This window comes from Pseudomonas fulva NBRC 16637 = DSM 17717 (assembly GCF_000730565.1).
In the GTDB taxonomy this organism is placed as follows: domain Bacteria; phylum Pseudomonadota; class Gammaproteobacteria; order Pseudomonadales; family Pseudomonadaceae; genus Aquipseudomonas; species Aquipseudomonas fulva.
The window spans coordinates 27,755-49,753 of the sequence record NZ_BBIQ01000015.1; the positions used below are offsets into that span (position 1 = coordinate 27,755).

Consider the following 21,999-nt stretch of genomic DNA (forward strand, 5'->3'; position numbering starts at 1 on the left):
AGGCGGGGTTTTTTCATGGGGCCTGCTCTGCAAGCGCCGCTAACCTGGCCGCCAACTGCGCTGGCAGTGCAACCGGCTGGCCACTGGCTCGGTCGATGAACACTTGCACCACCGTCCCCGCCGCACAAGCCTGGGCTTCACCAGGACGATACAGCGCCAGCCGGTATTCCACGGTGCTCCCAGCCAGACGCGTCACACCCAGCGCAACCTCCAGTACGTCCGGAAAGCCCGGCAGGGCATAGAAGTCCGCCGCCGAGCTGACCACGAACGCCGCCAATGCGCCGTCGCGCAGATCCAGTCCGGCTTGCTCAATCAAAAAGGCCTGAATGGCCGTTTCGAAATAAGCATGCACGGTCGAGCCCGCGATATGGCCGTTGGCGTCGTTGTCTTGCGCGCGGGTCAGGATCGGATGCACGTGAGAAAAGGCAGTGCGCTGAGGAGGCTGGATCATCGGGCAGGCTCGCGGTTTCACATTGGATGGACACAGTGAATCAGAAAATGAGCCGTTTGACCGAACCAACCTTTTTGAAGCTCCCAGCAAAAAGCCGCCTCGAAGGGCGGCTTTTTTACTACAACCTGCTTCAGCTTACAGCTGAGGACCCGCAGCCTTGATGGCATCGGACACATCGAACTTCTTGAAGTTTTCGATGAACAGGTTGGCCAGGCCCTTGGCGGCTTCGTCGTAGGCAGCCTTGTCAGCCCAGTTGGTGCGCGGGTTGAGCAGGTCAGTCTCGACGCCTGGTACCGACTTCGGTACGTCCAGGTTGATGATGTCCAGGTGCTCGGTTTCAGCACCGACCAACGCGCCGCTCTGGATGGCAGCGATCACGGCACGGGTGGTCGGAATGCTGAAGCGCTTGCCCACACCGTAGCCACCGCCCGTCCAGCCGGTGTTAACCAGGTAGACCTTGGAGTTGAAGCCGTTGATGCGCTTGATCAGCAGCTCGGCGTATTCACCAGCAGGACGCGGGAAGAACGGCGCGCCGAAGCAGGTGGAGAAGGTCGACTTGATGCCGCCGCCCGAGCCCATTTCGGTGGAGCCGACCAGCGCGGTGTAGCCGGACAGGAAGTGGTAGGCCGCCTGCTCGTTGTTCAGGATCGACACGGGAGGCAGTACGCCAGTCAGGTCGCAGGTCAGGAAGATGACCGCGTTCGGCTCGCCACCCAGGTTCGCCTCGGAGCGCTTGGCCACGTGCTCCAACGGGTAGGCGGCGCGGCTGTTCTGGGTCAGGCTGACGTCGCTGTAGTCGGCGTGCTTGTTGGCATCGAGCACGACGTTTTCCAGCACGGCGCCATGCTTGATGGCTTTCCAGATGACCGGCTCGTTCTTCTCGGACAGGTCGATGCACTTGGCGTAGCAGCCACCTTCCATGTTGAAGACGACACCTTCACCCCAACCGTGCTCGTCGTCACCGATCAGGTAACGGCTCTCGTCAGCCGACAGCGTAGTCTTGCCGGTGCCGGACAGACCGAAGAACAGGGTGACATCACCCTCTTCGCCGATGTTGGCCGCGCAGTGCATTGGCAGTACGTCGGCAGCCGGCAGCAGGAAGTTCTGTACCGAGAACATGGCTTTTTTCATTTCGCCAGCGTAACGCATGCCAGCGATCAGCACTTTCTTCTGGGCGAAGTTGATGATCACGCAACCATCGGAGTTGGTGCCATCACGCTCAGGCTCGCAGACGAAGTTGGCGACGTTGAGGATCTGCCATTCGCCACGGCCAGCCGGGTTGAACTGCTCCGGGTTGATGAACAGGCAACGACCGAACAGGTTCTGCCAGGCCGTCTGGGTCGTCATCTTGACCGGCAGGTAGTGCTCGGCCGCCGCCCCTACGTGGACGTAGGAAACGAAGTGATCCTGGGCGTTGTTGAACGCCTCGACGCGGTCCCACAAGGCATCGAACTTGTCGGCCGGGAACTTGCGGTTGATCGGGCCCCAGGCGATGGCGTCCTGAGTGGAAGGTTCTTCGACGATGAAACGGTCAGCCGGGGAACGGCCGGTACGGTGGCCGGTCTCCACGACCAGTGCACCCGTGTCGGCTAGTACACCTTCACCGCGTTGCAGCGCTTCTTTTACCAGCTCATCGACGCTCAGGTCGGTGTACACGGTGTTGTTGGCTTGCGTCATGAGATACCCCATCCGGCCCGAGGCCGAGTGCTCCAAACGTTTTGTAGTCGTTTCAGAAAAACTACTACAGCGAAAAAAGTGGCCGGATTATGCCAGAAACGCCCAAAAAAAGTAGGCCCCTCCTGTCAGAACCGAGCTTTTGCGCAATTCGACAGGAGAATCTCCTGCAGTGAAACGTTTCAGTGAAGAGTTTCTGAGGCAGAGTCCGTGCCGCCGCCCGCAAAGAGCTGTGCGACATCGCTGGCATCGAAGAAATACCGCTCATTGCAGAACTGGCAGTCGATCTCCACCGTACCGCCGCATTCCTCCACCAGCGCCTTGGCATCGGCTTCGCCCAGGCTTACCAGCGCATTGCCGGAACGCTCGCGCGAGCAGCTGCAATTGAAGCGCAGGGGCTGAATGTCGAACAGCCGCACGGCATCTTCGTGGTACAGGCGGTGAAGCAGGGTTTCGTTGGCTTCCTCCCACTCTTGCGGCTTGAGGGTCTTGGCCAGGGCCACTACATGCTGCCAGCTGTCCTCACGTTCCTCGTCATCAGGCTGACGGTCACGCGGCAGTTGCTGAAGCAGCAGACCACGGGCCTTGCCGGCCTCGGCGTGCAGCCAGAAACGCGTGTTCAGCTGTTGGGATTGCACGAAGTAGTTGGTGAAGCATTCCGAGAGGTCGGCGCCGTCTAGTTCGACAGTGCCCTGGTAGCGCTGGCCCCTGACCGGATCGATGGTCAGCGTCAGGTGCCCGCCTGGCATCAGCTCGGACAGGGTGGCATCGGCTGCAATCTGGTCGGCCTCGTAGCGGGCCATGCCACGGATGTCGCGGTCCCCGGAGCACTCGACCATCAGCAAGGGGATAGGCCCTGCCGAGCGCGCCTGCAGGATCAGCAGGCCGTCGAACTTGAGGGCACCGACCAGCAGCGCGGTGGCGGCCATCAGCTCGCCGAGCAAGGTCTTGACCGGCGCCGGGTACTCGTGACGCGCCAAAACCGCGGCGTAGCTGTCATCGAGAGACACCCACTCGCCGCGCACATCGCGCTCGTCGAAGATGAAACGTTGGGTGAAATCTGTATCTGGCAAATCGCTCATGGTTGTCTGGCTATCTGAAAATAATGACAAGATAATTGCCGGGATTTGCAATCCCGTCGTCGAGCGTTTCGGGCGCTCATTCCCGTTAGGAGATCGAGGTATCTTATGGACAATCGACCACTGTTCCAAGCGAGGTGGTCCTGGGGGCCATTGGTAGCCTGTACGCTACTGCCCATCGCACTACTGTGTTTCTGGTTATGGCCTGTTGGCCAGATGCTGTGCCTGGCATTCGACGAATGGCTGTTCCACAGCCTCAATGCACCGCTGGCTGAAAACACTGCCTGGCGCTACATCTGGACCGTCGGCAGCCTGCGCCCGTTCGACATCGTCGTCGGCCTGATCCTGCTGGCCACGCTGATCCGCGGCGACTGGGTGTTCAAGGCTGCCCAGGTTCGCCAGGCATTTTTCGGCTTTCTGGTCACGCTACTGCTCTTAGTGGTGATTCGGGCACTGTTTTCCAAGTGGGTCGACGCGGCCGGCTGGCAACACAACAGCCCGTCGATGATGCTCGATGGCGCCGTTCACCTGAGCGACTACTACCCACACCTGGAGGCAACCTGGGAGCTGAAGGACCGCTCCAGCAAGAGCTTCCCGGGCGATCATGCCTCGGTATTGCTCATCTGGGCGTTGTTCATGAGCGTCTTCAGCCGCCGCGTCGGGCAGTACCTGGTGATCTGGGGGCTGGCTGTGGTGTTCATGCTGCCACGCCTGGTCGCTGGCGCACACTGGGGCCAGGATGACTACATCGGCGGCCTGTTGATGGCGGTGCTGGCACTGGGCTGGAGCCTGTATACGCCCCTGGCGGCCAGAAGCAGTGCTGCGCTGGTGCGCTGGACCGCTCCGCTGTTCAGGTTGTTGGGCAGGTTGCCGCTGGTCGGCCGAATGGCCGTGTTGCGCTGAGGCCTGGGCCGCCATGCGGCCACAGCTACTCGAAGCTTCCGTGCAACTGATGTATCTGGCGGCGCTGCTTCTTGGTCGGCCGCCCATCGGTGGTGACACCAGTGGCACCGGCCTTGCGCAGCGCCGCAGCCTGCTCGCGCCGGCGCACGCTTTCTTCGGTTTCTTCATACAAAGCCTGCGCTTCAGGCGCACCGCGGCGCACCGCCGACAGCGCTTTTACCACCACCGTGCGCTCGTCGAAGCCTGTACGCAGGACGAATTCATCGCCCACCCGCGGCTCCTTGCCCGGTTTGCATCGCTCACCACGGCAATGCACCTTGCCACTTTCGATGGCCGCCTTGGCCAGCGCACGCGTCTTGTAGAAACGCGCTGCCCACAACCACTTGTCCAGGCGAACCTTGTCGTCATCTTCGACTTTCTGTGCCATCCCGATACCTCGAATTCCGTGATTGGGGGAACTGTACTACCGTAAGCATCGGATGCAAAAATTCCCCGCCATGCTTACAGTTCACTCTCTCATCCGCTGGGTGCGTTTCGTGAAGACATTTGATCATCTGACTGTAATTGGCCTGCGGGAATGGGTAGCCTTGCCCGAGCTGGGCGTGGCAGGGTTACGCGCCAAGATCGACACCGGCGCCAGCACCTCCAGCCTGCATGCCACCGAGATAGAACCTTTCGAACGCAATGGCCAGCCGTGGGTCCGATTCACTGCGCACCTGGGTTCGATCGTGCAATTGCGTCACCGCCGCTGCGAGGCGCCGCTGGTGAGCATGAAAACCATCCGAAGCTCCAATGGCCACGCCCAAACCCGTTATGTCATTCGCACCACGCTCGCGCTGGGTGACAGGGTATGGGCAGTCGAATTTACCCTGGCTTGCCGCAAGAGCATGCGTTACCGCCTGTTGCTGGGTTCCAAGGCCCTGATTCACGGCCAGTTGGTCGTCAATCCGGGCCTGAAGTACGTACAAGACAAACCTGCCTTTCCGGCCACCCACACTACCTTGACAGGTGCTGCATGAAGATCGCTGTGCTTTCGCGTAATCCGCGTCTGTATTCCACCCGCCGCCTGGTCGAAGCCGGTACCCAGCGTGGTCACGAGATGGTGGTGATCGATACCCTGCGGGCCTACATGAACATCGCCAGCCACAAGCCGCAGATTCACTACCGCGGCAAGCCACTGGAAGGGTTCGATGCAGTCATCCCGCGTATTGGTGCCTCTGTCACTTTCTATGGCTGCGCTGTGCTGCGCCAGTTCGAAATGATGGGGGTGTACCCGCTCAACGAATCGGTCGCCATCGCACGCTCGCGCGACAAGCTGCGCTCGCTGCAATTGCTGTCGCGCCGTGGCATTGGCCTGCCGGTCACCGGCTTTGCCCATTCGCCCGATGATATTCCGGACCTGATCCAGATGGTCCACGGCGCCCCGCTGGTGATCAAGGTCCTCGAAGGCACCCAAGGCATTGGCGTGGTGCTGTGCGAAACCACCAAGGCGGCCGAATCGGTGATCGAAGCCTTCATGGGGCTCAAGCAGAACATCATGGTGCAGGAGTACATCAAGGAAGCCGGTGGTGCCGATATCCGATGCTTTGTGGTGGGTGACAAGGTGATCGCCTCGATGAAGCGCCAGGCCAAACCGGGCGAGTTCCGCTCCAACCTGCACCGTGGTGGTGTTGCCAGCCTGATCAAGATCACCCCGGAAGAGCGCATGACGGCCATCCGTGCAGCCAAGGTGATGGGCTTGAGCGTGGCCGGGGTCGACATTCTGCGCTCCAACCACGGCCCACTGGTGATGGAGGTGAACTCGTCACCGGGGCTGGAGGGCATCGAGGTGACTACCGGCAAGGACGTAGCCGGCATGATCTTCGAACACCTGGAGAAGAACGGCGGGCCCAACCAGACCCGGACCAAGGGCAAGGGCTGATCACCCCGCTGGCCGCCTGCCAGGCCCGCCGGCTTCCTCGGCGGCTGATCGCCCCTTGGAAGCACGCCAGGCCAAGCTTGCGGTCAGACAGCGTTGCGCGGCAACAGCAACCCCAAGGGTAACCGTACCCGCGCTTCGATACCGCCTCCGGAACGATTGCGCAGTTCGACGTTTCCGCCATGCTGGGCGGCAATTCGCTTGACGATGGCCAGGCCCAGGCCGGTGCCTTTGCCGCCTCGCGCACGGTCACCCCGAATGAACGGGTTGAAGATGGTCTCGAGCTCGGATTCGTCGATCCCTGCCCCCCGATCAAGCACGCTCAGTACCACGTACGGGGCGCTTTCATCCCCCGAGACATAGGCTGCAACCTCGACGCCCTTGCCCGCATGGTGCAGGGCGTTGCCAATCAGGTTGCCCAGCATGCGCTTGAGCGATACCCGACGCACTGGAAACGGCGGTATGGGCTCCAGGCACAGCCGAACACGCTCCTCGGGCTGGTTGTAGGGTGCAACCACTTCACGCACCAACGCTGCAAGATCGACTTCTTCGAGGGGTTCGTCACGCCCGTCGCGAATGAACGCCAGGAACTGGTCGAGAATGGCGTCCATGTCTTCGATGTCGCGCACCATGTCGTCGCTCAGCTCACTGTCGCTGCCGAGCAGGGACAGTGAAAGCCGCAGCCGGGTCAGCGGGGTGCGCAAGTCGTGGGACACGCCGGCCAGCATCAACTCGCGCTCGCGCCCGGCTTGCTCGACGTCTTCGGCCATCTGGTTGAAGGCTTTGTACACCTCGGTCATTTCGCTGGGCGTGTCGCTGACCGGCAGGCGCACACTGCGCCCCTGGCCAAGCTGGCGCGCGGCGAACACCAGGCGTTTGAGCGGCTGGTTCAATTGACGCACGAATATCCAGGCCGATGCGGTGGACAGCAAGCCGATGGCCAGGAACCAGCCCAGCACGTTCCAGATTTTCTGCCCGCGCAACGGGTGGGGGTACAACGGCACCTTTAACCAGCCCGGGCCCAGGCTGGGCGCGTTGACCCACAAGGCAGGCGGCGCATGGATGCGCAGCCGTACCTCGGTGTCCTCGCCAAGCTCGGCCTGCATCTGCCGTTGGTAAATCTCGCTATAGGGCCAGTGTTGCTCGCCCTCGGGTACGCCTGCACCGGTCACCCGGATCAGGCCTGCCGCCTCGGCGATCTGGTCACGGTTTTCTTCGTCGGCCGCCCAATAGGCGCGCAAGGTCAATGCCACGCCGTGGCTGTACTGGCGATCGACCAAGACGTCCTCGTTCATCAGCAGGTAGACCAGGGTCAACGCCTTGGAGAACAGAACGACGATCAGCACCAGCCACAAGGTGCGCGCGAAGAAACTCTGCGGAAACCACAGCGGCGTCTTCATCTAGGCAGCAGCGTCATTTGCCGGCGTTTCCGTCCGGTACGAACACATAGCCCACACCCCATACCGTCTGGATGTAGCGCGGTTTGGACGGGTCTGGTTCGATCATGCGGCGCAGGCGCGAGATCTGTACGTCGATGGAGCGCTCCAGCGCATCCCATTCACGCCCGCGTGCCAGGTTCATGAGTTTGTCGCGGGTCAACGGTTCGCGGGCATGCATCACCAGGGCCTTGAGCACAGCGAATTCACCCGTGGTGAGCATGTGCACTTCGTTGCCACGCTTGAGTTCGCGGGTGGCCAGGGACAGCTCGTAGTCGCCGAAGGTGACCGACTCGTCCTCGCTGCCCGGCGCACCGGGTACCGAAGGCGCCTGACGGCGCAGCACGGCCTTGACCCGGGCCATCAGCTCGTCGGGGTTGAATGGCTTGCCGAGGTAGTCGTCGGCGCCCAGTTCCAGGCCCTTGATGCGGCTGAGCTCGTCACCCTTGGCCGTGAGCATGATGATGGGAATCTGGTTGTTGTGCTGGCGCAGGCGCTTGCAGGCGGACAAGCCGTCTTCGCCCGGTAGCATCAGGTCGAGCACCACCAGGTTGAACACTTCACGCTGGAGCAGGCGGTCCATCTGCTCGGTGTTGGGGACCGCGCGGGCACGATAACCCTTGCTGGTGAAGAAACGTTCAAGCAGGCTGCTGAGCCCTGGATCGTCATCGACGATCAGAATTTTTTCACCTTCAGCGGTAGTTGGCGTGCCGGTCATGAATTACTCCTCTGGTATCGCTGCGCATTATGGCGTAGCCGCTACAACGCGTGCCGTGAGCATTGTTAGCAGATTTTTCCCGGGACGCCACTTCCAACTGGCGCCAGGCCATCACCGCAAGCTGTTTGCGATGGGTATAATGCGCCGCTTTCATCCAGCGCCGTCGGGCGAAAGGCCCACCGGCGACTCCGTATTCAAGAACGTCAGGTGGTTTACATGGACAGCATCAACAGCCGTATCGCCGAGGAACTGGGCGTACGCCCACAACAGGTCGAGGCGGCCGTGGGCCTGTTGGACGAAGGCTCTACCGTGCCTTTCATCGCCCGTTACCGTAAAGAGGTGACCGGTAGCCTGGACGACACCCAGCTGCGCCATTTGGAAGAGCGCCTGCGCTACTTGCGCGAGCTCGACGAGCGTCGCATCAGCATCCTTGCCAGCATCGAGGAGCAAGGCAAGCTGACGCCGGAACTGGCGCGCGAGATCAAGCTGGCCGACACCAAGACGCGCCTCGAAGACCTCTACCTGCCCTATAAGCAAAAGCGCCGCACCAAGGGCCAGATCGCCCTGGAAGCCGGTCTGGGCGAGCTGGCCGACAGCCTGTTCGCCGACCCGTCCCTGGTCCCGGAAAGCGAAGCGGCGCGCTTTGTCAGCGCCGACAAGGGCGTGGCAGACGTCAAGGCTGCGCTGGAGGGGGCCAAGTACATCCTCATGGAGCGTTTCGCCGAAGATGCAGCCCTGCTCGACAAACTGCGCAGTTTCCTGAAGCAGGAAGCGGTGCTCAGCGCACGCGTGGTGCCCGGCAAGGAAGAGGAAGGTGCCAAGTTCCGCGACTACTTCGCCCATGACGAACTGCTGCGCAGCGCGCCGTCGCACCGCGCGCTGGCGATCTTCCGCGGGCGCAACGAAGGTGTACTCAGCGCTTCGCTGAAAGTGGGCGAAGAGCTGCCGGGTACCCTGCACCCGTGCGAACTGATGATCGGCGAGCACGTCGGCATCGAGAACCGTGGCCGCGCGGCCGACAAATGGCTGGGTGAAGTGGTGCGCTGGACCTGGAAGGTCAAGCTCTACACCCACCTGGAGACCGACCTGTTCGGTGAACTGCGCGACAATGCCGAGGGTGAGGCGATCAACGTCTTCGCCCACAACCTGCATGACCTGCTGCTGGCAGCGCCCGCTGGCCCGCGCGCCACGCTGGGCTTCGACCCTGGCCTGCGCACGGGCTGCAAGATCGCCGTGGTCGATGCCACCGGCAAGCTGCTCGACTACACCACCGTGTATCCCCATGCACCCAGGAACGAATGGGACCGCACGCTCTCGGTAATGGCTGCGCTGTGCGCCAAGCATTCGGTCGAGCTGATCGCCATCGGCAATGGCACCGCCAGCCGCGAGAGCGACAAGCTGGTGGCTGACCTGGTCAAGCAGTATCCTGCCCTGAAGATCACCAAGGTCATGGTCTCCGAAGCCGGCGCCTCGGTGTACTCGGCATCGGAGCTGGCGGCCCGGGAATTCCCCGATCTGGATGTGTCGATCCGTGGCGCGGTCTCGATTGCCCGTCGTCTGCAGGATCCACTGGCCGAGCTGGTCAAGATCGATCCCAAGTCCATCGGCGTGGGCCAGTACCAGCACGACGTGTCGCAAGTGAAGCTGGCACGCGGCCTCGACGCCGTCGTCGAGGACTGCGTGAACGCCGTTGGCGTGGACGTGAACACCGCGTCGGTCGCCCTGCTCACGCGTATTTCTGGGTTGAACACGACCCTGGCACAGAACATCGTCGCCCATCGCGATGCCAACGGCCCGTTCGCCACCCGTGCAGCCTTGAAGAAAGTCAGCCGGCTGGGTGAAAAAACCTTCGAGCAGGCCGCAGGCTTCCTGCGCGTGATGAACGGCGACAACCCGCTGGACGCGTCTGCCGTTCACCCCGAGGCCTACCCGCTGGTGCAGCGCATCGCCGCCAACACCGACCGGGACATCCGCTCGCTGATCGGGGACAGCAGCTTCCTCAAGCGCCTGGACCCAAAGAAATTCACCGACGAAACCTTCGGCCTGCCCACGGTGACCGACATCCTGCAGGAACTGGACAAGCCTGGCCGCGACCCGCGTCCGGAGTTCAAGACGGCCACCTTCCAGGACGGGGTCGAGGACCTCAAGGACTTGGAGCCTGGGATGATCCTGGAAGGCGTAGTGACCAACGTCACCAATTTCGGCGCCTTCGTGGACATCGGCGTGCACCAGGATGGGCTGGTGCATATCTCGGCGCTGTCGGAAAAGTTCGTCAAAGACCCACGCGAAGCGGTCAAGGCCGGCGATGTGGTCAAGGTCAAGGTCATGGAAGTGGACATCCCGCGCAAGCGTGTCGGCCTGTCCATGCGCATGAGCGATACGCCGGGCGAGAAGGTCGAAGGCAACCGGGGTGGCGGACGTGGCCAGGGGGGTGGCCGTCAGCAGCCAGCGCCCCGTCAGCGCGAGACCGCCACTGCAGCGCCGGCCAACAACGCCATGGCTGCCCTGTTCGCCAACGCCAAGCAGTTGAAGAAGAAGTGATGGACGTGGCACCCGAGTACGTGCAAAGCGCCTTCAGCCAATTGCTGGGCTGCAGCCTGCAACGCCTGGAAGCGGGCGTTGCCGAGGTGAGCCTGGCGGTGGCGCCGCACCTGCGCAACCGTGGCCAGAAGCTTCATGGCGGGGCGATCTTCAGCCTGGTGGACATCACCATGGGGCTGGCCTGCTCGTCCAGCCACGGCTTCGACCAGCAGAGCGTCACCCTCGAATGCAAGATCAACTACCTGCGCGCCGTCAGCGATGGCGAGGTGCTGTGCACCGCTCGGGTGCTGCACGCAGGCAGACGCACGCTGGTGGTCGACGCTGACGTAGTCCAGGACGACAAGCTGGTTGCCAAGGCGCAAGGAACCTTCGTCGCGCTCTAGCTCACAAAGCATTATCTGCGGTAACTTCGGCAGTGCGCGCGCACTGCTGGGGCCGCGGTAAACCAGGCGACAACGCCCGTTCCCTTCCCCCTACCCTTGTAGACCGTCATCTCTACCCCCATATTGGGGCGACTGACGCGTGAAGGAATACATCTTGAGCACACTCCTCAACCGCCGCCTGAGCTTGCTCGGCGATAATCTCCCCTTGCTCAAGCAGTGTCTGCACGGCATTGAGCGCGAATGCCTGCGCGTGACAGACAGTGGCCGTCTGGCCCAGACACCGCACCCCGAAGCACTGGGCGCGGCGCTGACCAACGAACAGATCACCACCGATTACTCCGAATCATTGCTTGAATTCATCACCCCGGCGCTGCCTGACGCCGCTGCGGTGCTGGAAAACCTCGAGCAGATCCACAGGTTCGTCTACACCAAGTTGAGCGACGAGTACCTCTGGAGCCCGTCGATGCCGTGTTCGCTGCCGGCTGAAGAAGACATTCCCATCGCCGAGTACGGCACTTCCAACATCGGCAAGCTCAAGCATGTCTATCGCAAGGGCCTGGCCCTGCGCTACGGCCGCACCATGCAGTGCATTGCCGGCATCCATTACAACTTCTCGCTGCCCGAGGCCCTGTGGCCATTGCTGCGCGAAGCCGAAGGCAGCACTGAAAACGAACGGGATTATCAGTCGGCCGCGTACATCGCCCTGATCCGCAATTTCCGTCGCTACAGCTGGCTGCTCATGTACCTGTTCGGCGCTTCGCCCGCCTTGGACAAGGGCTTTCTGCGGGGCCGCGCCCACCAGCTCGAAGAGCTCGATGGCGACACCCTCTACCTGCCCTACGCCACCAGCCTGCGCATGAGCGACCTGGGCTACCAGAGCAATGCCCAGGCGGGCCTGACGCCCTGCTACAACAACCTGTCCAGCTACACCGACAGCCTGCGCAAGGCGGTAGGCACGCCGTACCCACCTTATGTGGAGGTCGGCACCCATGTCGATGGCGAGTGGGTACAGCTGAACACCAACATTCTGCAAATCGAGAACGAGTACTACTCCAACATCCGTCCCAAGCGGGTGACCTACTCCGGCGAACGTCCAATCCAGGCGCTCACCTCGCGCGGCGTGCAGTACGTGGAGGTGCGCTGCCTGGACATCAACCCGCTCCTGCCAGTGGGCATCGACCTCACCGAAGCACGCTTTCTCGATGCGTTTTTGCTGTTCTGCGCGCTGGACGATAGCCCACAGCTCAACAACAACGAATGCAGCCAGTGCACCAGCAATTTCCTGAGTGTGGTCAAAGAAGGCCGGCGTCCAGGCCTGAAGTTGCAGCGTGATGGGCAGCCTGTGCCGCTCAAGGACTGGGCCAGCGAGCTGATTGCTCAGATCGCTCAATTGGCCGACCTGCTCGACCAGGCCCAGGGCGGGGATGAGCACGCCAAGGCCCTGCAAGCCCAGCAGGCAAAGGTCGACGACCCCGAGCTGACCCCATCGGCCCAGGTGTTGGCGCGCATGACCGAGCATGATGAGAGCTTCATCGCGTTCTCGCTGCGACAAAGCCGTCTCCACGCCCAGACACTGCGCGAGCAGCCCCTGAGCCCCGACCAGCAGCAGGCCTTCGAAACGCTGGCGCGCGAGTCCCTGGCCAAACAGTCGCAGCTGGAACAGGAAGAAGTGGGCGAGTTCGATACCTTCGTGGGCGCCTACCAGGCCAGTATCCTGGCAATCAGCAACTGATGACCCGCGGCATCCCAGCGCGCAAGCCACGCGCCAGCAGCCAGGCCCGGATCGAAGCGATCCTGGCAGCTGCCCGCGAGCTCCTGGCCGAGGGCGGGATGGCTGGCCTGTCGATCTACAGCGTGGCCGAGCGCGCGCAAATCCCGCCGTCATCGGTCTACCACTTCTTCGCCAGCGTGCCTGCGCTGCTCGAAGCGCTGACTGCCGATGTACACAGGGTTTTCCGCGAGGCGCTTGGCGCGCCGATCGACAGCAGCATGCTCACCCGCTGGCATGAGCTGTCGCGGTTGATCGAGCAACGCATGCTGGATATCTACAACGAGGATGCCGCTGCGCGGCAGTTGATCCTGGCGCAGCATGGCCTCAGCGAGGTCATGCAGGCTGACCGGCAGCACGACATGGAGCTCGGCGCCCTGATGCACAGGTTGTTCGACCAGCACTTTCACTTGCCGGTGATGCCTGCGGATGTGGATGTGTTCGCCTTGGCCATGGAATTGAGCGATCGGGTGTATGCCCGGTCGATGCAATTGCACGAGACCATCACCCCGCGCATGGCCGAAGAAGGCAAGCGGGTATTCGAAGCCTACCTGGGCTTGTACCTGCCACCTTTTCTGGTCAAGCGTTCGCACTGAGGGGCCGCAAGGCGGCCCCGTGCTCGATCACAGCTTGGCGATGGATACCTCGGTGGACTTCACGAAGGCAATCACCTCGCTGCCCACTTGCAGTTCCAGTTCACGTACGGAGCGGGTCGTGATGACCGATGTGACGATACCCGAGGCGGTCTGGACGTCGATTTCCGACAGCACCGGGCCTTCGAGGATTTCCTTGACGGTGCCTTTGAACTGATTACGGACGTTGATGGCTTTGATGGTCATTGGAGTGTTTCCTTTTCGATGGCTTCTGGGGGTTCAGTGCGCCCAACGCAACTGCGTGGGCAGGGGGGCAACAGGCTCCGGCTCGGGCGCAGTGCCCGGCGCAGAAAGGACTCGGTTGAGCACTTGGCTTTCAAGCGCGGCCAGGCGGTGCGAACCGCGCGGTCGTGGCCGTGGCAGGTCGACCGTCAGGTCGAGCCCGACTTCGCCGTCCTCGATCAGGATCACGCGATCTGCCACCGCAACCGCTTCACTGACGTCATGGGTCACCAGCAGCACGGTGAAACCATGCTGGCCCCACAGGCGCTCGATCAGTTGCTGCATTTCGATGCGCGTCAGTGCATCCAGCGCACCTAGCGGTTCGTCCAGCAGCAGCAGACGCGGTTGGTGGATCAGTGCGCGGGCAAGCGCAACGCGCTGCTTCTGGCCGCCCGAGAGGGCTGCGGGCCATTCGTTGGCGCGGTCGGCCAGGCCCACTGCCTCCAGCGCATCCAGCGCCCTGGCACGCCAATCGCCGGACAGGCCGAGCCCCACATTGTCGATGACCTTTTTCCACGGCAGCAGCCGCGAGTCCTGGAACATCAGGCGGGTTTCTTCCCGTGCCTCGTCCAGCGGTGCAGCACCTGCCAGCAGTTGCCCTGCCGTTGGTTGGTCGAGCCCAGCCAGCAGGCGCAGCAAGGTACTTTTGCCGCAACCGCTACGGCCGACAATGGCGACGAACTGGCCGGCCGGGACATGCAGGTCGATGCCTTTTAGCACCTCGCGCGAGCCGAAGGTTTTAAGCAGGCCCTTGGCGGCCAATGGAATGCCACGCAGCAGGTGTGGCGGATTGTCCTTGAGCACGGTCATGCGCCCTCCTTCCTGGCAACTTGATAAGCCGGATGCCATCGCAGCCACACACGCTCAAGGCCACGGGCAGCCAGGTCGGCGAGCTTGCCGAGCACGGCGTACAGCACGATGGCCAGCACCACCACATCGGTCTGCAGGAACTCCCGGGCGTTCATCGCCAGGTAGCCAATGCCGGCGTTGGCCGAAATGGTTTCGGCGACGATCAAGGTCAGCCACATGAAGCCCAGTGCGAAGCGCACGCCCACCAGTATCGAAGGCAAGGCACCGGGCAGGATCACCTGGCGAAACAGGCTGAACCCCGAAAGCCCGTAGCTGCGCGCCATTTCCACCAGGGCCGGGTCGACATTGCGGATCCCGTGGTAGGTATTCAGGTAAATGGGGAAGAGCGTGCCCAGCGCGACCAGAAAGATCTTCGCCGACTCGTCGATGCCGAACCACAAGATCACCAGCGGGATCAGGGCCAGGTGCGGCACGTTACGGATCATCTGTACCGAACTGTCGAGCAGGCGCTCGCCCCAGTTGGACAGCCCGGTGATGAAGCCCAGCACCAGGCCAATGCTGCCACCGATCACGAAGCCCAGCCCGGCACGCCAGCCGCTGATGGCCAGGTGCGTCCAGATCTCTCCACTGCGTACCAGGTCGACGCCGGCTGACAGTACGGCGCTTGGCGCTGGCAGAATGCGGGTTGACAGCCAGCCAGCGCTGACCGCCAGTTGCCACGCGGCCAGCAGCAGTACCGGCAGCGCCCAGGGCGCCAAGCGCTCTGTCACGGTATTCGAGGCTTTGCGACTCATACAGTACCCCTCATCGCTGGGCCACGGACTTGGGCAAGATGTCGTTGGCAACCATCTCGCCGAACGGGCTCACGTAGCCGCCGCCGGTGGCAGGCTGAGGCCGTTGTACGTCCAGGTGCGGGAACAACAGTTCGGCCACCCGGTATGACTCTTCCAGGTGTGGGTAACCGGAGAAGATGAAAGTGTCGATGCCCAGGGCGGCATACTCCTTGACCCGTGCGGCGACGGTCGGGCCATCGCCCACCAGCGCAGTGCCTGCACCTCCGCGAACCAGGCCTACCCCAGCCCACAGGTTGGGGCTGACTTCGAGCTTGTCGCGGCTGCCATTGTGCAGCGCGGCCATGCGCTGCTGCCCTACCGAGTCAAAACGGGCAAGCGATGCCTGGGCGCGAGCGATGGTGTCGTCGTCCAGATGGGATATCAGTTTTTCAGCCGCTTCCCACGCTTGCGCATTGGTCTCGCGCACGATCACATGAAGACGAATGCCAAACCGCACCTCGCGCCCTTGAGCAGCTGCCTTATCGCGCACCTGGGCGATCTTTTCAGCCACCGCGCTGGGCGGTTCGCCCCAGGTCAGGTACAGCTCGACCTGCTCTGCAGCCAGGTCTTGGGCGGCTTCGGACGAACCACCGAAATACAACGGTGGACGAGGCTGCTGGATGGGTGGGTACAACAGCTTCGCGCCTTTGACCTGGATGTGTTTGCCGTCGTAGTCGACTTCTTCGCCTTCAAGCACCTTGCGCCAGATGCGGGTGAACTCGACAGACGCTTCGTAGCGCTCCTGATGATTGAGGTGCAGGCCGTCACCGGCCAACTCATCCGGATCACCACCGGTTACCAGGTTGAACAGCGCCCGGCCATTGGACAGGCGATCGAGCGTGGCGGCCTGCCGCGCGGCGACTGTCGGCGAGATGATCCCAGGGCGCAGGGCTACCAGGAACTTCAGCCGTTCGGTAACAGGAATCAGGGAGGCGGCCACCAGCCAGGAATCCTCGCAGGAGCGCCCGGTGGGTATCAGCACGCCGCCGAACCCCAGGCGGTCGGCCGCCTGGGCAATCTGCTGCAGGTAGCCATGGTCGACCGCCCGGGCGCCTTGCGCGGTGCCCAGGTATTTGCCATCACCGTGCGTGGGGAGGAACCAGAAGATGTTGAGGCTCATTGGAGTTGTCTCCTAAGGGATAGCTGAGCCGGGGAAGGCCCGGCACGGGCAGATCAATCAAGGTGCACTGGCAACCTTGGCCGGGGGTGTCCAGATCACGTCCTTGATGCGCAGCGGCTTGGGTATGAGCTTGAGCGTCTGGAAGGTGTCTGCGATTTTCTGCTGGGCCGCCACTACGTCCGGCGTCAAGGGCGCTGCGCCGTAGCCTTGGCGCTTGACGGACGTCAGGGTGATGTCCGGCGTGAGCCCAAGCAGCGGAGCGACCTGGTCGGTGACCTCCTGCGGGTTGGCCTGCGACCACTCACCGACCGCACGTACCTGTTCGATGACGGTATTGATGACGGCCGGGTGCTGATTCGCATAACTGCGCGTGGCCAGGTAGAACTGATGGTTGTCTACCAGGCCCTGGCCGTCACGCAGGGTGCGGGCTTGCAGCTGCTGCTCGGCGGCGGCCTGGTACGGGTCCCAGATCACCCAGGCATCGACACTGCCACGCTCGAACGCTGCGCGCGCATCGGCCGGGGGCAGGTAGACCGGTTGAATATCGGTGTACTTCAGGCCTGCGTCTTCGAGTGCCCGTACGAGCAGGTAATGGACATTGGAGCCCTTGTTGAGGGCGACCTTTTTGCCCTTGAGTGCCTGCACCGACTGGATCGGCGAGTCCTTGGGCACCAGGATGGCCTCACTGTGAGGTGCGGGAGGCTCGTAGGCCACGTACAGCAAATCGGCCCCGGCGGCCTGTGCGAATACCGGAGGCGTTTCGCCGGTCACGCCGAAATCGACAGAACCGACGTTCAGCCCTTCGAGCAGCTGAGGGCCGCCGGGGAACTCGGTCCACTGCACCTGCACGCCCTGCTCGGCCAGGCGCTTTTCCAGCGTGCCCTTGGCCTTGAGCAGCACCAGGGTGCCGTATTTCTGATAACCGATGCGCAGGGTTTCAGCCTGTGCCTGGGTGATGGCGCCGAGGGACACAGCCGCCGCAAACAGGGCGACCAGACCACGACGCAAGAAGATTGTGCGCATGGCGCTCTCCTGTGCGATGGGGTTCGGGTTGCACCTGCTTGCCTCGTTGACGGGCGAGTAAGGTGATACAGCGGGTTTGCCGGATCAGATGCTCCAGCGAGCACTGATCAGGCGATCATTGAGCACACCGGGTGCTACCGGGCGCGGGCGCCTGGCCAGGGCCAGGTGGAAGGTTTCCAGCGAGTCGTGCAGCCGCTCTTCGAGGGCAGGCGCCAGCTGGGCCGGCTTATTGCCTTCGGCATAGGCGATCTGGCTGTCGTCGGCAAAGATCCCTTGCAGGGTCTCCTGGGCCTTGAGAGCCGACAGCACGGGCTTGAGGGCGTAATCCACGGCCAGCATGTGGGCAATGCTGCCGCCCGTTGCGATAGGCAGTACTACCCGGTTGGCCAATGCGCGCTCGGGCAGCAGGTCAAGCAGGGTTTTCAGCGCGCCAGCGAACGAAGCCTTGTACACCGGCGTGGCAACGATCAGGCCATCGGCCTGGGCCACCAACTGTTGGAAGTGCTGCACGTGCGGGCTGTCGAAGCGGGCATGCAGCAAGTCTTCGGCAGGAAAGTCGCGCACCTGCAGGGTGACGACTTCAACGCCACGGTGCTCGAGCCACTGCCGCGAACGTTCGAGCAACACGCCTGAGCGTGAGCGAGGACTTGGGCTACCACCGATTGATACGACCAGCATTGCTGCGCTTCCTTGGGTTACGGTAGGACGACATTATCAGCATCTTTATATATCTATAAATCATATTTAATTCTTTGTTTATTCGATTTAGGTATTTACTGGCCAATTTTTTGTCAAAAAAAAGGGCCGTCGAAACGGCCCGAAAATCCCTGCTTGGCTAAGCGCTATGCAACACAGTATTCACGCTCGGTTCGGTTGAGGCGTCAGACGCAGATAGGGTTTGACCGCCTTGTAGCCTTTTGGAAAGCGTTGCCGGATCTCTTCTTCGTCCTTGAGCGAAGAAACGATCACCACGTCGTCGCCGTCCTGCCAGTTGCCTGGCGTGGCGACCTTGTGCGAATCGGTCAATTGCAACGAGTCGATGACCCGCAGGATCTCGTTGAAGTTTCGCCCGGTACTGGCGGGGTAGGTAATCGTCAGGCGAACTTTCTTGTTCGGGTCGATGACGAACAGCGAGCGTACGGTGAGGGTATCGCTGGCATTTGGATGGATCAGGTCGTACAGATCGGACACCTTGCGGTCGGCGTCGGCGAGGATCGGGAAGTTGACCACGGTCTGCTGGGTTTCGTTGATGTCGTCGATCCAGCGGTGATGCGAGTCGACCGGGTCGACCGACAGTGCAATGGCCTTGACTCCGCGCTTAGCGAATTCATCCTTGAGCTTGGCCGTGAGCCCCAATTCGGTGGTGCACACCGGGGTGAAGTCGGCAGGGTGCGAGAACAGCACGCCCCAGCTGTCGCCCAGCCATTGGTGAAAACGGATCTTGCCTTCGCTGGAATCCTGTTCGAAATCCGGGGCGATATCGCCGAGTTTGAGGCTCATGGGATGCAGCTCCTGTGCTGGGGTGCCTGTGGAATGAATGTGCCTGAATTTCTTCAACCTTAAAAAGAATAAATAAAGCTTTATTAATGCTTTTTACGCATAACAAATTTTGGTCACAAAAAAGCCTCGCATCAGGCGAGGCTCTTTAATGTGGCTACGGCTTACAGGAAATTGTAAGTGTAGTTCACGATGAAACGGGTCTGGTCCTGATCGGCCAACGAGCTTTCACCGGTGCCGCGGTATACACCGTGGCGCAGGCTCGCACCCAGGCCTTTGAACGTGCCTTCCTGGATGACGTAGTCGATCCGGGCGTCACGTTCCCACTCGCTGAAGTGGCCATTGCCGCTGGCGTTCTTGCCGTCTTCACCCTTGAGGTAGGAAACCGAAGCCTTCAGGCCCGGTACGCCGAGGCGCGCGAAATCGTAGGCGTATTGACCGAATGTGGTGTTCTCACCGGCCTTGGCGAACTGGTTGATCATGCTGTCGGTGAACAGGTAGAAGCTGGCGCCGCCGGCGCCTTCGAGCGAGGAACGCGAACCGTCCTTGCGCACGCTACCCTGGTTCAACCAGACGAAACCACCGTCGTCGTTGACGCGCTGGTGACCGAGCATGAGCGAGTGACCGCCCAGGGTGTAGGTGAACATTGCCGACCAGGTCTTGTTGTCGACCTCGCCAGGCGTCTTGGCAAAGCCGCCGTTGTTGTTGAAGGTGTAGCCCGAGTCACCGTTACGGCCATCGCTGCTGCTGTTGAAGTAGCGCAGGTCAGTCTTGAACGACTGGTCGTCAGCGATCTTGAAGACGTGGGTAGCGCCCAGGAAGTGCTGCTTGTAGAAGTCTTCCAGGTTCGAGTAGTAGTACTGCAGGGTCAGGTCTGGAGTGAGCTTGTAGTCCAGGCCGCCATAGCGGAACTTGTTGCTGTCACGGAAGGCGCCGTTGACCGACAGGCCGGTGCGGTTGCTCGAGGCGCGGCCCATGGCGTGGGTCAGCTGACCGGCGTTGATGGTCAGGTTGTCGATTTCCTTCGACTGGAGGGTGCCACCTTCGAAGGTCTGCGGCAGCAGACGGCCATCGTTGGAGACCAGGATCGGCAGGTTAGGCGCCAGGGCGCTGCCGTAATGGACTTCAGTCTTGGAGAACTTGGCCTTGGCGTTGGCACCCAGGCGAGCCCACTGGCTGACGGCGGAGCCGTCGGAATCGCTTGGGAAGAAGCTGCTGTTGTCAGGGTGTTTGCCACGGCCGCCATCGAGGTGGATGCCCCACAGAGCCTGGGCGTCTACACCGAAACCAACGGTGCCCTGGGTGAAACCGGACAGGTAATCCAGTTTGAAGCCCTGGCCCGATTCACGGTTGTCGGCGCCGCCGTCACGGTTGTCGCCATTGAAGTACATGGTGCGCGAGCTGACCGACAGCTTGCTGTCTTCAACGAAACCGGCAGCACCTGCTTGTTGGGCGAGAACACCCAGTGCCACGGCCATGGCCAGGCTGGACTTGTACATGCTTTGCTCCTCTACGTTCTAATTTTTGTGTATCTCAGGCGGCCGGGTCTGTTGCCCCGCTCACCGTGGATGGGCGATTTAGTCCCAAAGCGTGACCCTTTAGTCAATCATTTCTAAACGTTTCGCGACTTTGGTCTAAGGCGCCAACCTGCGCTACAGGATAATGACAATCCTATAAATCCAAAATGACTGTTTTGTGAATCGGTAAGACTTTTAAGGAATATGTAAGGAACCATTACTGCATTTTGTTGTAGCAAGTGGGTTTCTCATAACCCCCGGCTATTTGCAATCGTTTGCTCATAACCTCATTCCAATTGGATCTATAGGGACGCTGAGCCTAGCAGCGTCGGCTGATTTTGCCATTGCGCGTGGTCAAGCATCGACCAAGGGTGCCAAACACGCGCTAAGCTAATTCTTAAAAGTTATTTATTTTTAGTTTTTTAGATCAATTAGCCTTAGCTCATGCATCCTTTACCCGATGAGAGCTCACCATGAACCCGCACCGCACCCTGCGAATTCTCAGTACCTTAGCCCTTGCTGGCGCCAGCTGGATGGCCCAGGCGTCAGACTTGACCGTGGCGTATCAGACGACGGTCGATCCTGCCAAGGTGTCGCAGGTCGATGGCGACTACGAGACGGCGACCAAAGCCAGTATCGACTGGCGCAAGTTCGACAATGGTGCCGATGTGATCACCGCCGTTGCCAGTGGGGACGTGCAGATTGGTTATCTGGGCTCCAGCCCATTGGCAGCCGCCGCAACGCGCAAGCTGCCGATCGAGACGTTCCTGATCGCCACGCAGATCGGGGCCGGCGAAGCGCTGGTGGTGCGCGATGAAATCAAGACACCCCAGGATCTTGTGGGCAAAAAAGTCGCTGTTCCCTTCGTGTCAACCGGGCACTACAGCCTGCTGGCAGCACTCAAGCACTGGAACATCGATCCTGCCAAGGTGCAGATCGTGAACCTGGCACCGCCCGCGATCATCGCGGCATGGAAACGTGGCGACATCGACGCCACCTATGTCTGGGACCCTGCGCTGGGCGTGGCGAAGGAAACCGGCAAGGTGCTGATCACCTCGGGCGAGCTGGGCAAGGCGGGGGCCCCCACCTTCGACGCCTGGATCGTGCGCAAGGACTTCGCATCCAAGCACCCCGACGTGGTCAGGGCCTTCGCGCAGGTCACCCTGCAGGCGTATGCCGACTACCGAAAGGACCCGCAAGCCTGGCTGGCGAACCAGGACAACGTCGCCAAGTTGGCCAAGCTGTCCGGCGCCAAGCCTTCGGACATCCCGGTGTTGCTGCAAGGCAACGTCTACCCGCTGGCCGCAGACCAGGCCAGCGCCCTGGGTGCGCCCACTACCCAGGCCCTGACCGACACGGCCACGTTCCTCAAGCAGCAAGGCAAGGTCGAGGCCGTACTGCCGGACTACAGCCCCTACGTCAGTGCCCAGTACCTCCCCCACTGAATTTGCAG

General features: G+C 61.8%; 22 protein-coding genes. 8 read left to right on the forward strand and 14 right to left on the reverse strand.

What is annotated here, in order from left to right; translation table 11 throughout:
• Window positions 1–13 precede the first annotated feature (13 nt).
• The 3 genes from PFU01S_RS15360 to hslO form a co-directional block, all read right to left on the reverse strand.
• Window positions 14–451: an acyl-CoA thioesterase gene (locus tag PFU01S_RS15360; RefSeq protein ID WP_027914114.1), complete on the reverse strand. Its 438-nt coding sequence runs from the start codon at window positions 449–451 to the stop codon at window positions 14–16.
• Window positions 452–586: 135 nt separating this feature from the next.
• Window positions 587–2,128: a phosphoenolpyruvate carboxykinase gene (locus PFU01S_RS15365; RefSeq protein ID WP_023535742.1), complete on the reverse strand. Its 1,542-nt coding sequence runs from the start codon at window positions 2,126–2,128 to the stop codon at window positions 587–589.
• 179 nt (window positions 2,129–2,307) lie between these two features.
• Window positions 2,308–3,207 carry an Hsp33 family molecular chaperone HslO gene (hslO, locus tag PFU01S_RS15370; protein WP_028688178.1) on the reverse strand — a complete coding sequence of 300 codons (900 nt, stop codon included), beginning with the start codon at window positions 3,205–3,207 and terminating at the stop codon, window positions 2,308–2,310.
• Window positions 3,208–3,312: 105 nt separating this feature from the next.
• On the opposite strand from hslO, the gene PFU01S_RS15375 reads away from it, so the two are divergent.
• Window positions 3,313–4,107, forward strand: a complete 795-nt coding sequence (locus PFU01S_RS15375; protein ID WP_027914117.1) for a phosphatase PAP2 family protein — start codon at window positions 3,313–3,315, stop codon at window positions 4,105–4,107.
• Window positions 4,108–4,132: 25 nt separating this feature from the next.
• Here PFU01S_RS15375 and PFU01S_RS15380 read toward each other — a convergent pair whose 3' ends face one another.
• Window positions 4,133–4,534 carry an RNA-binding S4 domain-containing protein gene (locus PFU01S_RS15380; protein WP_027914118.1) on the reverse strand — a complete coding sequence of 134 codons (402 nt, stop codon included), beginning with the start codon at window positions 4,532–4,534 and terminating at the stop codon, window positions 4,133–4,135.
• Window positions 4,535–4,643: 109 nt separating this feature from the next.
• Here PFU01S_RS15380 and rimB point away from each other — a divergent pair, with 109 nt between their 5' ends.
• Window positions 4,644–5,126, forward strand: coding sequence for a retropepsin-like aspartic endopeptidase RimB (gene rimB / locus PFU01S_RS15385; protein WP_023535750.1), 483 nt, complete (start codon window positions 4,644–4,646; stop codon window positions 5,124–5,126).
• Window positions 5,123–6,028 (forward strand): 30S ribosomal protein S6--L-glutamate ligase, encoded by a 906-nt coding sequence (rimK, locus tag PFU01S_RS15390; protein WP_027914119.1) that lies wholly within the window; start codon window positions 5,123–5,125, stop codon window positions 6,026–6,028. The genes rimB and rimK overlap by 4 nt, the downstream gene beginning before the upstream one ends.
• 83 nt (window positions 6,029–6,111) lie before the next feature.
• On the opposite strand, the gene PFU01S_RS15395 is transcribed toward rimK, so the two are convergent.
• Together PFU01S_RS15395 and ompR are read right to left on the reverse strand one after the other, a co-directional pair.
• Window positions 6,112–7,425, reverse strand: a complete 1,314-nt coding sequence (locus PFU01S_RS15395) for an ATP-binding protein (protein WP_027914120.1) — start codon at window positions 7,423–7,425, stop codon at window positions 6,112–6,114.
• A 13-nt stretch (window positions 7,426–7,438) separates the two neighbouring features.
• Window positions 7,439–8,179, reverse strand: a complete 741-nt coding sequence (ompR, locus tag PFU01S_RS15400) for an osmolarity response regulator transcription factor OmpR (protein ID WP_027914121.1) — start codon at window positions 8,177–8,179, stop codon at window positions 7,439–7,441.
• A 216-nt stretch (window positions 8,180–8,395) separates the two neighbouring features.
• Between ompR and PFU01S_RS15405 the strand changes: the two genes are divergently transcribed.
• The 4 genes from PFU01S_RS15405 to PFU01S_RS15420 all read left to right on the forward strand — a co-directional run bounded on the left by PFU01S_RS15405 (window position 8,396) and on the right by PFU01S_RS15420 (window position 13,467).
• Complete coding sequence (locus PFU01S_RS15405; RefSeq protein WP_027914122.1) at window positions 8,396–10,720, forward strand: Tex family protein; 2,325 nt, start codon at window positions 8,396–8,398, stop codon at window positions 10,718–10,720.
• On the forward strand, window positions 10,720–11,103 hold the full coding sequence (locus PFU01S_RS15410) for a PaaI family thioesterase (protein ID WP_033694972.1): 384 nt from the start codon (window positions 10,720–10,722) through the stop codon (window positions 11,101–11,103). The genes PFU01S_RS15405 and PFU01S_RS15410 overlap by 1 nt, the downstream gene beginning before the upstream one ends.
• Before the next feature lie 154 nt (window positions 11,104–11,257).
• Complete coding sequence (gshA, locus tag PFU01S_RS15415; protein WP_241194868.1) at window positions 11,258–12,835, forward strand: glutamate--cysteine ligase; 1,578 nt, start codon at window positions 11,258–11,260, stop codon at window positions 12,833–12,835.
• On the forward strand, window positions 12,835–13,467 hold the full coding sequence (locus PFU01S_RS15420) for a TetR/AcrR family transcriptional regulator (RefSeq protein WP_028688180.1): 633 nt from the start codon (window positions 12,835–12,837) through the stop codon (window positions 13,465–13,467). The genes gshA and PFU01S_RS15420 overlap by 1 nt, the downstream gene beginning before the upstream one ends.
• Window positions 13,468–13,494: 27 nt before the next feature.
• On the opposite strand, the gene PFU01S_RS15425 is transcribed toward PFU01S_RS15420, so the two are convergent.
• The 8 genes from PFU01S_RS15425 to PFU01S_RS15460 all read right to left on the reverse strand — a co-directional run bounded on the left by PFU01S_RS15425 (window position 13,495) and on the right by PFU01S_RS15460 (window position 20,528).
• A complete protein-coding gene (locus PFU01S_RS15425) occupies window positions 13,495–13,710 on the reverse strand; it encodes a TOBE domain-containing protein (protein ID WP_003255829.1) in 216 nt (71 codons plus the stop codon).
• 33 nt (window positions 13,711–13,743) lie between these two features.
• Window positions 13,744–14,556, reverse strand: a complete 813-nt coding sequence (ssuB, locus tag PFU01S_RS15430; protein ID WP_028688181.1) for an aliphatic sulfonates ABC transporter ATP-binding protein — start codon at window positions 14,554–14,556, stop codon at window positions 13,744–13,746.
• Window positions 14,553–15,350 carry an aliphatic sulfonate ABC transporter permease SsuC gene (ssuC, locus tag PFU01S_RS15435; RefSeq protein ID WP_027914127.1) on the reverse strand — a complete coding sequence of 266 codons (798 nt, stop codon included), beginning with the start codon at window positions 15,348–15,350 and terminating at the stop codon, window positions 14,553–14,555. The genes ssuB and ssuC overlap by 4 nt, the downstream gene beginning before the upstream one ends.
• 10 nt (window positions 15,351–15,360) lie before the next feature.
• On the reverse strand, window positions 15,361–16,509 hold the full coding sequence (gene ssuD, locus PFU01S_RS15440; RefSeq protein ID WP_027914128.1) for an FMNH2-dependent alkanesulfonate monooxygenase: 1,149 nt from the start codon (window positions 16,507–16,509) through the stop codon (window positions 15,361–15,363).
• Window positions 16,510–16,566: 57 nt separating this feature from the next.
• Window positions 16,567–17,532, reverse strand: coding sequence for a sulfonate ABC transporter substrate-binding protein (locus PFU01S_RS15445; RefSeq protein ID WP_027914129.1), 966 nt, complete (start codon window positions 17,530–17,532; stop codon window positions 16,567–16,569).
• 84 nt (window positions 17,533–17,616) lie between these two features.
• Window positions 17,617–18,210 (reverse strand): NADPH-dependent FMN reductase, encoded by a 594-nt coding sequence (gene ssuE, locus PFU01S_RS15450; RefSeq protein WP_023535782.1) that lies wholly within the window; start codon window positions 18,208–18,210, stop codon window positions 17,617–17,619.
• Between the two features lie 180 nt (window positions 18,211–18,390).
• Window positions 18,391–19,032: a peroxiredoxin gene (locus PFU01S_RS15455; protein WP_028688182.1), complete on the reverse strand. Its 642-nt coding sequence runs from the start codon at window positions 19,030–19,032 to the stop codon at window positions 18,391–18,393.
• A 161-nt stretch (window positions 19,033–19,193) separates the two neighbouring features.
• On the reverse strand, window positions 19,194–20,528 hold the full coding sequence (locus PFU01S_RS15460) for an OprD family porin (RefSeq protein ID WP_027914131.1): 1,335 nt from the start codon (window positions 20,526–20,528) through the stop codon (window positions 19,194–19,196).
• 491 nt (window positions 20,529–21,019) lie between these two features.
• Here PFU01S_RS15460 and tauA point away from each other — a divergent pair, with 491 nt between their 5' ends.
• Window positions 21,020–21,991 (forward strand): taurine ABC transporter substrate-binding protein, encoded by a 972-nt coding sequence (gene tauA, locus PFU01S_RS15465; protein ID WP_028688183.1) that lies wholly within the window; start codon window positions 21,020–21,022, stop codon window positions 21,989–21,991.
• Window positions 21,992–21,999 lie beyond the last annotated feature (8 nt).